This window comes from Nocardioides sp. P4_G4, assembly GCF_056401085.1.
Genome location: NZ_JBFUKA010000006.1, coordinates 1 through 14174, shown reverse-complemented (window position 1 = coordinate 14174; position 14174 = coordinate 1). Strand labels below are relative to the sequence as shown.

Here is a 14174-nt window from a genome sequence, read left to right as displayed (position 1 = left end):
CGCGCTCACCGGCGCATCAGCCCGTCGACCCGGGTGCCGACCATCCGCACCGCGTCGCCGAAGAGCCCGTAGACCTCGTTGGTGGTCTGACCGGCGACGTAGCGGTAGTAGATCTGCTGGGCGATCACGGCCAGCCGGAACAGGCCGAAGACCTCGTAGAAGCACCACTGCTCGGGGGTGACCGACAGCCCCATCCGATCGCAGTAGCGCGCCACGAACTCGTCGCGGGTCAGCATCCCGGGCAGGTGCGTGGGCACCCGCCGCATCATCTGCCAACCGTCGTCGTCGTCCGCCTCGACCCAGTAGGCCATCGAGCCGGCCAGGTCCATCAGCGGGTCGCCGAGCGTGGCCATCTCCCAGTCGAGCACGCCGACGACGCGGGTGACGTCGTCGGCGGACAGGACGAGGTTGTCGAGCTTGTAGTCGTTGTGGATGACGCAGGTCGCGACGTCCTCGGGCTGGTGCTCGGCCAGCCACGCCATCACGTCCTCGTAGTCGGGCACGTCGTCGGTGCGGGCGTTGCGGTAGCGCACCGACCAGCCCTCCACCTGCCGTCGTACGTAGCCGGTGCCCTTGCCGAGGTCGGTGAGGCCGGCCGCGTCGGCGTCGACGCTGTGCAGCTCGACGAGCACGTCGACGGCCCGCAGGCACAGCTCCCGCGCCTGCTCGGAGGACAGGGGTACGTCGCGCGGCCACTCGCTGCGGGGGATCACCCCGTCGATGCGCTCCATCGCGTAGAAGTCGGCACCGATGACCGACGGGTCGTCGCAGAAGGCGACCATCGGCGCGACGTAGGCGAAGACCGGCGCGAGAGCGGTCTGGATGGCGAACTCGCGGTGCATGTCGTGCGCGCCCCGGGCCTTGGTGCCGGCCGGCGCGCGGCGCAGGACCAGGTCCCGCGCCGGGTAGCGGAGCAGGTAGGTGAGGTTGGAGGCTCCGCCGGAGAACTGGCGCACCTCGGGGGTGCCGCCGAGGCCGGTGGCGTCGGCGGCGTGGGTGCGCAGCCAGGCGGCGACCGCCCCCACGTCAAAGGCGTCCTCGTCGCGGACCAGCTTCGCGCCGGCGACCGGGTCAGCCATCGGTGGCCGCCAGCTTGGCCGCCTGGGCGCGCATCACCTGGTCGTACGCCGGTCGGTCGGCCCACTTGAGGCCGTAGGCCTGGCGGGCGGCCTCGTCGGGGACGATGACGTCGTCGCCGGCGTCCATCCCGGCCAGGACCGCCTCCGCGACCTGGTCGGCCGTGACGGGGGAGCGCTCGACGAGTCCCCGGACGATCTCGCCGAGGGCGGTGTCGCTGCCCTGCATCGAGCTCATCAGGTTGGTCCGGAAGTACGACGGGCACACGGCGCTCGCGCGGATCCCGGAGCCGGCCAGCTCGTGGCCGCACGTCTCGGTGAAGGCGACCACGGCGGCCTTGGTCGCGTTGTAGGAGCCCATCCCGGCCGGGTGCACGAGGCCGGCGAGCGAGGCCACGTTGACGATGTGCCCGGACCCCTGCGCCTTGAGCATCGGGGTGAACGCCTGGACGCCGCGGACGATGCCGAACAGGTTGACCTCGGTGATCCGGCGCCACTCCTCGATCGTGGAGCGGTCGATCCGGCCGCCGCCGGCCACGCCGGCGTTGTTGACCAGCACGTCGAGCCCGCCCCAGCGCTGCTCGACGGCCGCCACGGCGGAGGCCCAGTCGTCGCCGGAGGTGATGTCGAGGACGAGGTCGATGCCCTCGGCCGCGACGCGGTCGGTGGCGAGCACCTCGTCGCCGCGGGCCCGGAAGGCGGTCACGAGGGCGGCGCCGAGGCCGGACGCGGCCCCGGTGACCAGGACACGGTTCACCGGTACTTGCCCAGCTCGATCTTGGCCACCACGTTGCGGTGGACCTCGTCGGGCCCGTCGGCGAGGCGCAGCGTGCGCGCCCCGACGTACGCCGCCGCGAGCGGGAAGTCGTCGGTCATGCCGGCGCCGCCGTGAAGCTGGATGGCCATGTCGATGACGTCGAGCGCCATCCGCGGCACCTCGACCTTGATCTCGCTGACCGCGGAGATCGCCTCGGCCGACAGGCCCTGGTCGAGCAGCCAGGCGGCGTGCAGGACGAGCATCCGGGAGCGGTTGATGGCGATCCGGGCCTCGGCGATGCGCTCGCGGTTGCCGCCCAGGCCGGCCAGCGGCTTGCCGAAGGCGACGCGCGAGGAGGCCCGCCGGCAGGCGAGCTCGAGGGCCTTCTCGGCCAGCCCGATCGCGCGCATGCAGTGGTGGACGCGACCCGGTCCGAGCCGGCCCTGGGCGATCTCGAAGGCGCGTCCCTCGCCGAGCAGGATGTTGCCCAGCGGCACGCGGACGTCGTCGAAGGTCACGTCGCCGTGACCGAGCGGCTCGTCGTAGTAGCCCATCGTGGTGAGCATCCGCTCGACCTTCACGCCGGGGGCGTCGCGGGGGACCAGCACCATGGTGTGGCGCGAGTGACGGTCGGCGTCGGGGTTGGTGAGCCCCATGAAGACCAGGATCTTGCAGTCGGGGTTGCCCACGCCGGTGGAGAACCACTTGCGGCCGTTGATGACGACCTCGTCGCCGTCGACGACCGCGGTCGCGGCCATGGTGGTCGCGTCGGAGGAGGCGACGTCGGGCTCGGTCATGCAGAACGCGCTGCGGATCTCGCCCCGCAGCAGCGGCTCGAGCCAGGTGGCCCGCTGCTCGTCGGTGCCGTAGCGGAGCAGCACCTCCATGTTGCCGGTGTCGGGGGCGTTGCAGTTGAAGACCAGCGGGGCCAGGAACGAGCTGCCCATCGCCTCGGCGAGGGGCGCGTAGTCGACGTTGCTCAGCCCCTGGCCGCCGTCGGTGCCGAAGTCGGCGGCGTACCGCCCGGCGTGCTCGAGGGGGAGGAAGAGGTTCCACAGGCCCTGCGCGCGGGCCTTGGCCTGGAGCTCCTTGATCCGGGGGTCCGGCGTCCAGTGGTCGCCGCCGCTCTCCCGGCGCTGGGTGATGCCGGCGTGCACGTCGGCCTCGATCGGCTCGACCTCGGTGGCGACGAAGTCGCGCACCCGCGTGAGGAGGTCGGCGGCACGGGGGGAGAGGGAGAAGTCCATGGGTTGACCCTACGCACACTGTTGAGCAATGCTCAATAGTGTGTCCGATCCCGTACGCCGCCGGCTCAGCGCCGACGACCGGCGCCGCCAGCTGGTGGGCATCGGGCTGTCGCAGATCATCGACACCCCGATCCAGGACCTGTCGATGGACCAGGTCGCCGCGGAGGCGGGCATCTCACGTGGCCTGCTGTTCCACTACTTCCCGACGAAGACCGACTTCTACCTCGCCTGCATCGCCGCGGCCGGGCGCCGGATCCTGCGCAACACCGCGCCGTCGGAGGGCGACGCGGGACCCGTCCAGGTGCGCACCATGATCACGGCGATGGTCCAGCAGATCGACCGGCGCCGGGCGTTCTACCTGACGCTGGTGCACGGCAGCGGGGTGGCCGACCCGCGGCTGGCCCAGGTGCACGAGAGCGTGCGCTCGGTCTCCACCGACAGGGTGCTCGCGGCCCTCGACCTCGACCCGGCCCTGCGCGAGGTCGTGCATGCCTGGTGGGCCTACGTCGAGGACCGGGCGCTCACGTGGAGCGCGGGCCGTCCCGAGGACCGGGCGCACACCCTCGAGGCACTGGTCGCGCACTGCGAGCGCGCCCTGACGGCGCTGTGTGCCCAGGGCGCCTGACGACGCCGCGGCCCCCGGGGCGCGTGATGGCCCTCAGTGGCGGCGCGTGGCCTTCTTCACGGCCTTCGTCGTCACGGTGAACTTCTGGTTGTCGTCACGGGCCACGCCGGCGCAGGCCTGCGTCGTCTCCCGGCCACAGTCGAACCGGGTCGAGACGTTGGCCAGCGACACGGTCACGGTGCCCACCGTCGCCGCGCTGAAGGGCACGGTGGTGGTGCCGTTCCCGCGTCCGTCGAGGTGGATGCGCCTCTTCGTGATGGTGCCGTCGGTCCTGTGGACCAGGAGCGTCGCGGCGGGGGAGGACCGTCGGGAGGGGGCGTCGACCCGGACCCGCAGGTGCCACTTCTTCGCGGCCAGGTCGGGTCCCGGGTGCAGGCGCACCGAGTCGCCGGCGAGGTGGTCGATCCGGGCCGCCTTCTTCCAGGAGCGCGCCGTCCGGGTGAGGGTGGCCTCGGCGAGGGGCGGGGTGTCGCCGTACGCCGCACCCTCCTCGTAGACCAGGCCGGGCATCGTGTTGGCGGCCGCGAAGTCGGCGTACACGTCGGTCAGCCCGCCCTTGCGGCGCAGCACCGACTGCAGTGCCTGGACCGAGTAGCGCCCGCCGTCCTTCCTGAGGCTGCCGGCGGCCTTCCAGGCCTTCTTGACGATGCCCTGGGAGTAGGCCTGGCTGAGGTACTCCCAGAAGATCCAGTTGCCGTACTGGAAGCCGTACGTCGAGCTGAACGCGTCGAGCGGAACGAACGGCGACTTGAGCTGGCTGTACTGGAGGTACTGGCGGTTGTCGTCGATGTCGTCGGCGACCCGCTCCTCCATCCAGGTGGCCGTGGACTCCATCATCCAGGGGTCCTCCCTGAAGTCGTAGGCGTACTGGACGGCGTGGAAGAACTCGTGCGCGGCCGTGACGGTGAGGTTGTTCTGGGGCGAGGTGCCGGAGGGGAACTGGGCGGGTGCGTAGTCGTTGTCGAGCACGCAGAAGCCGCTCGCGGTGCGGCCCTTCTTGCGGTACTCCGCCGCGCAGTAGCCGTAGAGGCCGGTGCCGAGGTCCTTCAGGTAGACGTCGAGCTTGTCGTCGCCACCGACGCTGCCGTCAGCCAGCGGGGCGCGGTAGCCGAGGTCGTCGACCTCGCGGGCGTAGGTGTTCTCCAGGGTGGCCAGGGTGAGGCCGACCCAGTCGGTGCTGGGCGCGGCGTCGGCCGTCGAGGTGACGTAGTGGACGCACACGTGGGCGCCGCAGGTCTGCGTCGAGGGCACGGTGTAGCCGTTCCCGAAGGGGTCGTTCGGACCGTCGGTCGGGCGGGCGAGCAGTGCCTCGGCCTCCATGGCGTCGGCGCCGGTGAGGTCGGGGCGGGCCAGCCACAGGTCCCGCAGCGCGACGGTGGCCGACGGGTCGCCGGTGCGGGCGTCACCGGTCAGGACCCGGCCGGCCAGGTCGAGCGCGGCCCGCGGCGAGGCCTTCGGGGCGAGCGCCACGGGCGCGGTCCGCGGGAGCGGAGGACGCGCGACCGCCACCCGGTCCCCACCGCGGTCCGCCCCGTGGCCGGCGCCCGCAGCGCCGGCCGGCGCGGCGGGCACCAGCGCGAGCGCGGTGGCCGTGCTGGTGAGGAAGGACAGCAGGACGAGGATGGAGCGCACGTGGATTCCCTTCGTGGCCCCGCGGGGCCGGTGTGTCGGTGCGGAGCGTGGCCGCACGGTCATCGCAGGACCCGGGCCGTGACCCGGAAGCCCCGGCGATCATCGCCGGACCTGCCGTGGCAGGCGAACTGGGTGCCGCGGTTGCAGGTGTAGCGGGTCGACGCGTTGGCCAGCACCAGCTCGACGCGGCGCACCCGCGGGCGGTGGAACTTCACGACCCGGGAGCCGTGGCCGCGACGGTCGAGCCGGATCGGGCTGCGAGCGATGACGCCGTGGCGACCGATGAGCACCACGTGCGCGGCGGGGGCCGTGGCCTGACGGCCCGCGTCCACGGTGAGGCGCAGGCGGCCGTGCCGGAGGCCCGGCCCGGGGCGGAGCGAGACCACGTGCCCCGTGAGGTGGTCCAGGGTGACCTCGCGCGACCAGGTGCTGCGGCCGCGGCCGAGCCGGACCCTGGCCTGCGGCGCGGCCGGTCGGTAGGCCGACCCCTCGTCGTACGACGAGCGGGCCGTGCGGTTGGCGGCGACGAACCCGGCGTAGAACCGGGGCCACGAGACGCCGCGGGACTCGACGTACCGCTTGATGGCCCGCACGGAGAAGTCGTTGCGCCGACCCACGTGCCCGTCGGCGCGCGCCCAGACCTGGCGCACCGCCCCGGTGCCGAAGTGCTGGCTGAGGCGCTGGAAGAAGATCCAGTTGCCGTAGGAGCCCAGGCCGGAGTCGAACGTGTCGAGCGGGGTGCCGGGGTCGCCGAGCTGGCCGTGGCGCAGGTACTGACGGTTGTCGTTGACGTCGTCGGTGACCTGCTCCTCCATCCAGGTCGCGGTGGCCTCGAGGAACCAGCCGTCGTCGCGCGCGTCGAGCCCGAACTGCACGGCGTGGAAGAGCTCGTGGGCGACCGTCACCCGCATGCTGGGCGTCGGGGGCAGCGGGAACTCGGCGAAGTCGTTGTCGAGCACGCAGTACGACGACGCGACGTTGCGCTCGCCGGGCACGATCTGCTCCGGGGCGCAGTAGCCGTAGAGGCCCCGTCGGCCGAGGTCCTGCAGGTAGATGTCGAACTGGGGGGTGCCCCCCGCGCCGCGGTCGCTCGGCGGCAGCGGCCAGCCGAGCTGGGTCATCCGGGCGAACGTCGCGTCGGCGGTGGTGAGGGTCAGGGTCACCCAGTCCGGGGTGCCACCGGTGCTGCTGGCCATCGGCGGGGCGTCGCCCGAGGCCCCGACGTAGTGCAGGCAGACCAGGTCGGTGCACGCCCGGCCCTGGGGCAGGGAGGGGTCCCAGTCGGGGCGGGGGAGGGCGGCCCGGGCGGAGGAGGTGCGCGCGCCGGCCGTGGCCGCGCCGAAGAACTGGTCCCGCAGCTCGAGCGTGTCGGGGGCGCCGTCCCCGAGGGTCGGGGCGTTCAGGACACCGGACGCGGTGGGCGCGGTCGGCGCGGCGTCGGCCGGGGTCACGAGACCGAGGGCGAGGCAGGCCGCGAGGGCGAGGGTGGCGAGGGTGCGCACCGGGTTGTCGGTCACGGAGTCCTTCCGGGGATGGCGTCCCGACAGGCTACATACCCGAGGCGTCGTACCCCCTGTCCTCGGAGCCGGTCGTCGGGGCCGGCCGTCGGCCCCGCGGGCGCCGCCGGGTCAGAGATCGGCGATGTGCTCGATGATGGCGGTCGTGGAGATCGCCGGCGTCCGGGGGAGGTAGACGACCTCGCACACGTCGCAGAGCTCGTCGAAGCGGCCCGCCCAGTCGTCGCCCATCACCAGCACGTCGGCCGCGTGCCGGAGGACGTAGTCGCGCTTGAGCTCCAGGCTCTCCTCGACGAAGACCTCGTCGACGAACCGCAACGCGGACACGATCTCGATCCGCTCGCGCTCGCTGAAGACCGGCGCCCGGCCCTTCTTGCGCATGTTGAGGGCGTCGGCGGACACCCCGACCACGAGGCGGTCGCCGAGGGCCGCGGCACGCTCCAGCACGCGCAGGTGCCCGACGTGGAACACGTCGAACGTGCCGAAGGTGATGACCGTGCGAGACATGGGCGCAATCTATCCGTCGCCCTTCGGGGTGGACGCCGGGGTGCGCCGGTGTGGTGCCGCGGGGGAGGATCGGGCCCATGGCTGCGCAGTCCCCACCCACGGACCCGGTGTCCCCTCCGGTGTCCTCCCCGTCGGTCCCGCTGATCACGCCCGACCCGGGCTCTGACGAGGCGCGCCGTCGCGGGCTGCGCCGGATGCGCACCGTCGCGGTGTCGCTGCTGGTCTTCGCCGCCGTCGTGTACGTCGCGACGCTGGGCCGCGAGAGCTTCTGGGGCTTCGTCAACGCCGGGGCAGAGGCCTCGATGGTCGGTGCCATCGCCGACTGGTTCGCCGTGACGGCGCTGTTCAAGCACCCGATGGGGCTGCCCATCCCGCACACCGCCCTGATCCCCAAGCGCAAGGACGAGCTCGGCAAGGGACTCGAGGAGTTCGTGGGGGAGAACTTCCTCCAGGAGGACATCATCCGCGAGCGCGTGGACGCCGCGACGATCTCCGCCCGCGTCGGCGACTGGCTCTCCGACCCGGCCAACGCCCGCCGCGTGGTCGACGAGGTGGCCGACGTCGCGGCCATCGCCCTGGGGAAGATCCGCGACGAGCACATCGCCGACCTGGTGACCAACGCCTTCGTGCCCCGCTTCCGCGAGGAGCCGCTCGCCCCGCTGCTGGGCAGCCTGGTCTCGGAGATGGTGCGCGACGACCTGCACCACGGCGTGGTCGACCTCGGCCTCGACGAGCTGCACCGGTGGCTGGTCCACAACCCCGACACGTTCATCGAGGTGCTCAGCGAGCGCGCCCCCTGGTGGGCGCCCCCGCGGCTCAACGAGGCCCTGACCCACCGCCTCCACATCGAGGCCGTCCGCTGGATCGAGGACATCCGGTCGAACCCCGACCACCACGCCCGCGCGGCCCTGGACTCGATGCTCGCCCAGCTCGGCCACGACCTGCTGGTCGACGACGCGACCCAGGACCGGGCCGAGCGCTTCAAGGAGCGGCTGCTCGACCACCCGCAGGTCGTCACCACCGCCATCTCGCTGTGGAAGGCGATGCGGTCCGCGTTGCTGACGTCGGTCCACGACCGCGACGGCGCCGTCCGCCAGCGGCTCCTCGAGGAGCTCAACTCGTTCGCAGGGCGGCTGCGCTCCGACGACTCGCTGCGGGAGCGGCTGGACCGCACCGCCGCCGACGTCGTGGTCTTCGGCATCTCGCGCTACGGGGCGGAGCTCACCACGGTCATCACCCACACGATCGAGCGCTGGGACGGCAAGGAGGCGGCCCGGCGCATCGAGCTGCACGTGGGCCGCGACCTCCAGTTCATCCGGATCAACGGCACCATCGTGGGTGGACTCGTCGGCGTGCTGATCCACGCGGTCTCGCTGCTGGTTCACTGATCCCATGAGCGAAGACACCGGCACCGGCGCCCACGACGCGGTGGACGTCCCGATCCGCGACGAGACGATCCGCCTGGGTCAGTTCCTCAAGCTCGCCAACCTCATCGAGAGCGRCTCGGACGCCAAGCCGCTGCTGGCCGACGGTGTGGTGGGCGTCAACGGCGAGGTGGAGACCCGCCGGGGCCGGCAGCTCGTGCCCGGTGACGTCGTCACGCTGGGCCCGGCCGCGGCCCGGGTGGCCACCGGGGACGCCGAGATCGACGTCCCCTGGTGACCGCTGCACGAGGGATGCCTCAGCGGACCTCGAGCAGGTCCACCACGAAGATCAACGTCTCGCCCGGCTTGATGACGCCACCGGCGCCCCGGTCGCCGTAGCCCAGGTGCGGCGGGATGACGATGCGACGACGGCCGCCGACCTTCATGCCCTGCACGCCCTCGTCCCAGCCCTGGATGACCTGGCCGATGCCGAGGCGGAACTGGAGCGGGGTGCCGCGGTTGTAGGAGGCGTCGAACTCCTCGCCGGACGAGTGCGCGACCCCGACGTAGTGGACCGACACGGTCGCTCCACTCGTGGCCTCGGCACCGTCACCCTCGGTGAGGTCGGTGACCTCGAGCTCGGCGGGGGCGTCTCCCATGTGCGGGTCGACGTCGGGCTTGTCCATGTCACTGCCTTCCAATGGGTGTCAGGTCTGGTGGACGTAGTGGTCGAGCTGGTCGCGCTCGAACTCGAGCTCGCCGATGCGGTGCTTCACCACGTCCCCGATGCTGATGATGCCGGTCAGGCTCCCGTCGGCCACCACCGGGAGGTGCCGGACGCGCAGCTCGGTCATCGTCCGCATCAGGTCGGTGACGTCGTCGTCACCGGTGCAGGTCCGCACGTCGACGGTCATGATCTCGCGCACCGGCAGGTCGAGCACGGCGGTGTCGGTGCCGAGGCGGCGTACGACGTCGCGCTCGCTGACGATGCCGTCGACCGCCGAGCCGTCGGAGCTGACGATCAGCGCCCCGATGTTGTGCTCGGCCAGCAGGGCCACGAGGTCGCGCACCGGGGCGTCGGGCCCGATCGTCACCACCTGCGGGCTCGGCTTGGCGGTGAGGATGTCGTGGATGTGCATGGGCCACCTCCGGCGTTCGCGGTTGGTGCTCCACCACGCTAGCCACTCGGAGGGCCGAGCGACAGGGTGAGATCAGTCGACGACCGTGGGGGGCGTCTGCCGGCTCCGCAGCTCGTGCACCGAGCCCGGTCGCGAGGGCCGGTAGTCGGGGTCGTCGTGGTCGTCGGGCAGCGAGCCCAGGAAGCCGAGAGCGGCCTCGTGGAGGTGCCCGTTCGTCGCCAGGGCGTTGCCGCCGAAGGGGCCGTCGGTGCCGTCGAGGGACGTGAAGCGCCCCCCGGCCTCGCGGACGATCACGTCGAGGGCGGCCATGTCGTAGAGCTCGAGCTCGGGCTCGGCGGCGATGTCCACCGCGCCCTCGGCCAGCAGCATGTAGGACCAGAAGTCGCCGTACGCGCGCGTGCGCCAGCAGCGACGCGACAGCGAGACGAAGTCGGAGAGCCGGTCCCGCTCGTCCCAGCCCGACAAGGAGCTGTAGGACAGCGAGGCGTCCTCGAGGCGGCGTACGTCGGAGACCTGGCACTGCGTCGCCTTGAGCAGCGAACGACCGGTCCACGCGCCCTGGCCGCGAGACGCCCACCAGCGGCGCTGCAGCTGGGGCGCCGACACGACGCCGAGCACCACCTCGTCGTCGACGGCCAGCGCGATCAGGGTCGCCCAGACGGGGACGCCACGGACGAAGTTCTTGGTGCCGTCGATCGGGTCCACGATCCAGCGCCGCTGGCTGTGCCCGGTCGAGCCCTGCTCCTCGCCGACCACGGCGTCGCGCGAGCGGACCCGCGACAGGGTGCGACGGATGCCCTCCTCGACCGCCTGGTCGGCGTCGGTGACCGGCGTGAGGTCGGGCTTGCTCATCACGTGCAGGTCGAGCGCCTTGAACCGGGCCTGGGTCAGGGAGTCCGCGTCGTCCGCCAGGACGTGGGCCAACCGGAGGTCGTCGAGGTAGCTGTCGTGGCCTGCGCCGAGGTGGCCGGGTCCGGTGAGGGGCATGTCCACAGGTTATGGGCTGGTCCGGTCGCGGGGGCCATTCCGGGTGTTCGCGCCGTCCGCGGCGCAGCCCGGCTCAGTAGTCGTCGTGCGACCGGGCGGCGAGCAGGCGACGGAACGACTGCACGCGCTCCACGTCGGCCTCCCCGGCCGCGACCGCCACGTCGAGGCCGCACTCCGGCTCCTCGGTGCCGTGCGTGCACCCGCGCGGGCAGTCCTCGGTCATCTCCTCCAGGTCGGGGAACGCCCCGATGAGGTCCTGCGGCTGCACGTGCGCGAGGCCGAAGGAGCGGATGCCGGGGGTGTCGATGATCCAGCCCGCGTCGACGTCGTTCGAGCTGGGCAGCGCGAGCATGTAGGCCGACGTCGAGGTGTGCCGGCCGCGACCCGTCACGGCGTTGACGATGCCGACGTCGCGGTGGGCCGTCGGCACCAGCGCGTTGACCAGCGTCGACTTGCCGACGCCGCTGTGCCCGACCAGCACGCTGGTGTGCCCGCCCAGCGCGGCGCGCACCTCCTCGAGGTCGCCCCCGCGCTCGGTGACCACCCAGGGCACGCCCAGGGAGCGGTAGGTCGACAGCAGCGTCTCGGGGTCGGCGAGGTCCGCCTTCGTCAGGCACAGCAGCGGCGACATGCCCGCGTCGTACGCCGCGACGAGGGCCCGGTCGATCAGCCGCGGGCGGGGCTCGGGATCGGCCAGGGCGGTGACGACCACGAGCTGGTCGGCGTTGGAGACGATGACGCGCTCGACCGGGTCGTCGTCGTCGGCGGTCCGCCGCAGCGTGGTGGTGCGCTCGACGACCTCGACGATCCGGGCCAGCGACCCGTCGACACCCGAGGTGTCGCCGACGACCCGCACCCGGTCGCCCACGACGACGCCCTTGCGACCGAGGGGGCGCGACTTCATCGCCATCACGGTGGCGCCGGCGATGAGGAGGGTGAACCGGCCCCGGTCGACGGTGACGACCACGCCGTCGACGGCGTCGTCGTACGTCGGGCGGTCCTTGGTGCGCGGCCTGGTACGACGCCGCGGGCGCTCGTAGTGCTCGTGGTCGTGCTCGCTGTAGCGACCGCTCACGCCTGACCCACCGCCCTGGACCAGGCGCCGGGGAAGTCGGGGAAGGTCTTGCCCGTCGTCGCGATGTCCTCGACCAGCACCCCGTCCACCGCCGAGCCGATGATGACGCCGGCGTGGGCCATCCGGTGGTCGGCGTAGGTGTGGAAGGTCCCCCCGTGCAGCTGCGAGGGCCGGATCGTGAGGCCGTCCGCGTGCTCGGTCACGTCGGCGCCGAGCGCGGTGAGCTCGGTGGCCAGGGCGGCGAGCCGGTCGGTCTCGTGACCACGGATGTGGCCGATGCCCCGCAGGTGCGAGGGGGAGTCGGCGAGGGCGCAGAGGGCGGCGACGGCGGGGGTGAGCTCGCCGATGTCGTGCATGTCGAGGTCGATGCCGGCGATGGTGCCCGGGCCGGTGACGCGCAGGCCGCCGTCCGGGCCGGTGACGTCCTCCACGGTGCAGCCCATCCGGGTGAGCACGTCGCGCAGCGCGTCGCCCGGCTGGGTGGTGCGGGCCGGCCAGTCGCGGACGGTGACCCGGCCGCCCGTCGTGGCGGCGAGGGCGAGGAAGGGCGCGGCGTTGGAGAGGTCGGGCTCGACCGCGTGGTCGACCGCGGCGACGGGGCCCGGTGCGACCGCCCACCGGTTGGCGTCGGAGTCGTCGACCTCGACACCCCGCTCGCGCAGCATGGCGACCGTCATCTCGATGTGCGGGAGCGAGGGGACGGGCTTGCCGTCGTGGAGCACGTCCACGCCCCGCTCGTAGCGCGCACCGGCGAGGAGCAGCGCGGAGATGAACTGGGAGGAGGCGCTCGCGTCGACGACCACCGTCCCGCCCGGGACGGCGCCCGTGCCGGCCACGGTGAAGGGCAGGGCCCCGCGCCCCTCGTCCTCCACGCGGATGCCCAGCGAGGCCAGGGCGCCGAGCACCTCGCCCACCGGGCGGTTGCGCATGTGGGGGTCGCCGTCGAAGGCGATGCGTCCGGTCGCCAGTCCGGCGACGGGCGGGACGAAGCGCATGACGGTGCCGGCCAGCCCGCAGTCGACGTCCGCGTCGCCGACCATGGCCCGCGGGGTGACGACCCAGTCGTCGTCCCGGTCCTCGACGCCGGTGCCCATGGCCCGCAGCGCCCGGGCCATCAGGAGGGTGTCGCGCGAGCGCAGCGGACGTCGTACGACGCTGGGCCCGTCGGCCAGCGCGGCCAGCACCAGGGCGCGGTTGGTCAGCGACTTGCTGCCCGGCAGCGAGACCACGCTCGCCACCGGGCTCCTCGGGCGGGGCGCGGGCCAGGTCTCGGTCACCCGCGCACCCTACCGATCACTCAGGTGAGCTGTGCCTTGGCGAGACGCGCCTCGTGGCGGGCGTCCCTGGCCAGCCGACGGGCCTCGCGCTTGGCGTCGGCGGCGGCCCGGCGGGCGCGCCACGCGAGGCCGGGCTTGCCCTCGGTGTCGACACCGGCGAGCAGCAGGCCGCCCATCATCGAGACGTTCTTGAAGAAGTGGACCTTCTGGTTGCCCTTGGCAGCCGGGTCCGACTCCTCCCAGTAGCGGTGTCCGGCCAGCGTGGTCGGCAGCAGCGAGGCGGCCAGGACCGTGGAGGCCAGCCGCGGCGCGCGGCCGGTGGCCAGGGCCGCGGCGGCGGTGATCTGCGCGACGGCGTTGATGCGCACCAGCGTGGTGGCGTCGGTGGGGATCGGCGCCTGGGGGACGGCCTTCTGCGCCAGGGGGACGACCTTGTCGGCGATGGGCTGGGCCGCCGGGCCGAGCGACGAGGCGTTCTTGAGGGCATTGATGCCGCCCACGACGAACATCGAGGCCAGCATGGGGCGTGCGATCAGTCTGGTGACGGTCATGGGTCATTCCTACACGACCCGGACGACACCGGCTCCACCCCGGCGGAGGCCCGTCAGTCCCAGACGACGGTGACGGTGTTGTCCTCGGGCGTGGTGTCCGGTCCGTCGTCGCTGGTCGCGGTGAAGGTGAGCCGCGAGGTGCCACGGGCGCCGGAGACGGCGTGGACCGTGAGCGGGCTCGAGTCGGTCACCGTGCAGGTCATCCGACCGCCGCTCCAGGGGCTGCACTGGGCGCCGCGCACCTGCACGAGCACGGGGTCACCGGTGACGACCAGCGTGGCCGACTCGCCGGCCGGGATGCCGACCACGGTCGCGGTGAGGTCGACGCTGGCGCCGTTGCCCACCGGAGCGCTGACGGTCATGACCAGGTCGCGCACCGACGGCTGCGGATCCGGGTCGGTCGTGGGGTCGGTCGTGGGG

16 protein-coding genes are annotated in these 14174 nt (G+C 72.8%); 3 read left to right on the top strand and 13 right to left on the bottom strand.

The features are described 5' to 3' along the window. Positions 1-5 precede the first annotated feature (5 nt). From AC1DQF_RS02480 to AC1DQF_RS02470, 3 genes are read right to left on the bottom strand one after another with little or no spacing between them, the layout of a single operon-like run. Entirely contained in the window at positions 6-1079 is a 1074-nt protein-coding gene (locus tag AC1DQF_RS02480) for a phosphotransferase family protein (protein ID WP_477523627.1), read from the bottom strand. After that, positions 1072-1833, bottom strand: a complete 762-nt coding sequence (locus AC1DQF_RS02475) for an SDR family NAD(P)-dependent oxidoreductase (protein WP_477523626.1) — start codon at positions 1831-1833, stop codon at positions 1072-1074. Before AC1DQF_RS02475 ends, AC1DQF_RS02480 begins: the two co-directional genes overlap by 8 nt. Next, positions 1830-3080 (bottom strand): acyl-CoA dehydrogenase family protein, encoded by a 1251-nt coding sequence (locus AC1DQF_RS02470; protein WP_477523625.1) that lies wholly within the window; start codon positions 3078-3080, stop codon positions 1830-1832. Before AC1DQF_RS02470 ends, AC1DQF_RS02475 begins: the two co-directional genes overlap by 4 nt. 28 nt (positions 3081-3108) lie before the next feature. Here AC1DQF_RS02470 and AC1DQF_RS02465 point away from each other — a divergent pair, with 28 nt between their 5' ends. Then, on the top strand, positions 3109-3705 hold the full coding sequence (locus tag AC1DQF_RS02465; RefSeq protein ID WP_477523624.1) for a TetR/AcrR family transcriptional regulator: 597 nt from the start codon (positions 3109-3111) through the stop codon (positions 3703-3705). 33 nt (positions 3706-3738) lie between these two features. Here AC1DQF_RS02465 and AC1DQF_RS02460 read toward each other — a convergent pair whose 3' ends face one another. The 3 genes from AC1DQF_RS02460 to AC1DQF_RS02450 form a co-directional block, all read right to left on the bottom strand. Then, positions 3739-5337 carry an MXAN_6640 family putative metalloprotease gene (locus AC1DQF_RS02460; protein ID WP_477523623.1) on the bottom strand — a complete coding sequence of 533 codons (1599 nt, stop codon included), beginning with the start codon at positions 5335-5337 and terminating at the stop codon, positions 3739-3741. A 59-nt stretch (positions 5338-5396) separates the two neighbouring features. After that, complete coding sequence (locus tag AC1DQF_RS02455; protein WP_477523622.1) at positions 5397-6854, bottom strand: MXAN_6640 family putative metalloprotease; 1458 nt, start codon at positions 6852-6854, stop codon at positions 5397-5399. A gap of 111 nt (positions 6855-6965) precedes the next feature. Continuing rightward, positions 6966-7361 carry an FAD synthase family protein gene (locus AC1DQF_RS02450; protein WP_477523621.1) on the bottom strand — a complete coding sequence of 132 codons (396 nt, stop codon included), beginning with the start codon at positions 7359-7361 and terminating at the stop codon, positions 6966-6968. A 77-nt stretch (positions 7362-7438) separates the two neighbouring features. On the opposite strand from AC1DQF_RS02450, the gene AC1DQF_RS02445 reads away from it, so the two are divergent. Further along, entirely contained in the window at positions 7439-8749 is a 1311-nt protein-coding gene (locus tag AC1DQF_RS02445) for a DUF445 domain-containing protein (protein ID WP_477523620.1), read from the top strand. A 4-nt stretch (positions 8750-8753) separates the two neighbouring features. Then, positions 8754-9023 carry an RNA-binding S4 domain-containing protein gene (locus AC1DQF_RS02440; RefSeq protein ID WP_477523619.1) on the top strand — a complete coding sequence of 90 codons (270 nt, stop codon included), beginning with the start codon at positions 8754-8756 and terminating at the stop codon, positions 9021-9023. A 19-nt stretch (positions 9024-9042) separates the two neighbouring features. Here AC1DQF_RS02440 and AC1DQF_RS02435 read toward each other — a convergent pair whose 3' ends face one another. The 7 genes from AC1DQF_RS02435 to AC1DQF_RS02405 all read right to left on the bottom strand — a co-directional run. Continuing rightward, positions 9043-9411 (bottom strand): FKBP-type peptidyl-prolyl cis-trans isomerase, encoded by a 369-nt coding sequence (locus AC1DQF_RS02435; protein ID WP_457207441.1) that lies wholly within the window; start codon positions 9409-9411, stop codon positions 9043-9045. A gap of 21 nt (positions 9412-9432) precedes the next feature. After that, positions 9433-9864: a CBS domain-containing protein gene (locus tag AC1DQF_RS02430; protein ID WP_477523618.1), complete on the bottom strand. Its 432-nt coding sequence runs from the start codon at positions 9862-9864 to the stop codon at positions 9433-9435. A gap of 72 nt (positions 9865-9936) precedes the next feature. Next, positions 9937-10851 (bottom strand): inositol monophosphatase family protein, encoded by a 915-nt coding sequence (locus tag AC1DQF_RS02425; RefSeq protein ID WP_477523617.1) that lies wholly within the window; start codon positions 10849-10851, stop codon positions 9937-9939. Between the two features lie 73 nt (positions 10852-10924). Next, positions 10925-11926: a ribosome small subunit-dependent GTPase A gene (gene rsgA, locus AC1DQF_RS02420; protein ID WP_477523616.1), complete on the bottom strand. Its 1002-nt coding sequence runs from the start codon at positions 11924-11926 to the stop codon at positions 10925-10927. Continuing rightward, a complete protein-coding gene (aroA, locus tag AC1DQF_RS02415) occupies positions 11923-13203 on the bottom strand; it encodes a 3-phosphoshikimate 1-carboxyvinyltransferase (RefSeq protein ID WP_477523615.1) in 1281 nt (426 codons plus the stop codon). Before aroA ends, rsgA begins: the two co-directional genes overlap by 4 nt. Before the next feature lie 20 nt (positions 13204-13223). After that, entirely contained in the window at positions 13224-13754 is a 531-nt protein-coding gene (locus AC1DQF_RS02410; RefSeq protein WP_477523614.1) for a DoxX family membrane protein, read from the bottom strand. 53 nt (positions 13755-13807) lie between these two features. After that, positions 13808-14174, bottom strand: a 367-nt coding sequence (locus AC1DQF_RS02405; protein ID WP_477523613.1) for a hypothetical protein, incomplete at its 5' end; no start/stop codon positions are given.

What these genes read in the sequence shown, in the direction of transcription:
- AC1DQF_RS02450 (WP_477523621.1), bottom strand. Translation starts at nt 7,361, where the DNA reads ATGTCTCGCACGGTCATCACCTTCGGCACGTTCGACGTGTTCCACGTC.
- AC1DQF_RS02480 (WP_477523627.1), bottom strand. Translation starts at nt 1,079, where the DNA reads ATGGCTGACCCGGTCGCCGGCGCGAAGCTGGTCCGCGACGAGGACGCC.
- AC1DQF_RS02430 (WP_477523618.1), bottom strand. Translation starts at nt 9,864, where the DNA reads ATGCACATCCACGACATCCTCACCGCCAAGCCGAGCCCGCAGGTGGTG.
- AC1DQF_RS02445 (WP_477523620.1), top strand. Translation starts at nt 7,439, where the DNA reads ATGGCTGCGCAGTCCCCACCCACGGACCCGGTGTCCCCTCCGGTGTCC.
- AC1DQF_RS02410 (WP_477523614.1), bottom strand. Translation starts at nt 13,754, where the DNA reads ATGACCGTCACCAGACTGATCGCACGCCCCATGCTGGCCTCGATGTTC.
- AC1DQF_RS02465 (WP_477523624.1), top strand. Translation starts at nt 3,109, where the DNA reads ATGCTCAATAGTGTGTCCGATCCCGTACGCCGCCGGCTCAGCGCCGAC.
- AC1DQF_RS02425 (WP_477523617.1), bottom strand. Translation starts at nt 10,851, where the DNA reads ATGCCCCTCACCGGACCCGGCCACCTCGGCGCAGGCCACGACAGCTAC.
- AC1DQF_RS02470 (WP_477523625.1), bottom strand. Translation starts at nt 3,080, where the DNA reads ATGGACTTCTCCCTCTCCCCCCGTGCCGCCGACCTCCTCACGCGGGTG.
- AC1DQF_RS02435 (WP_457207441.1), bottom strand. Translation starts at nt 9,411, where the DNA reads ATGGACAAGCCCGACGTCGACCCGCACATGGGAGACGCCCCCGCCGAG.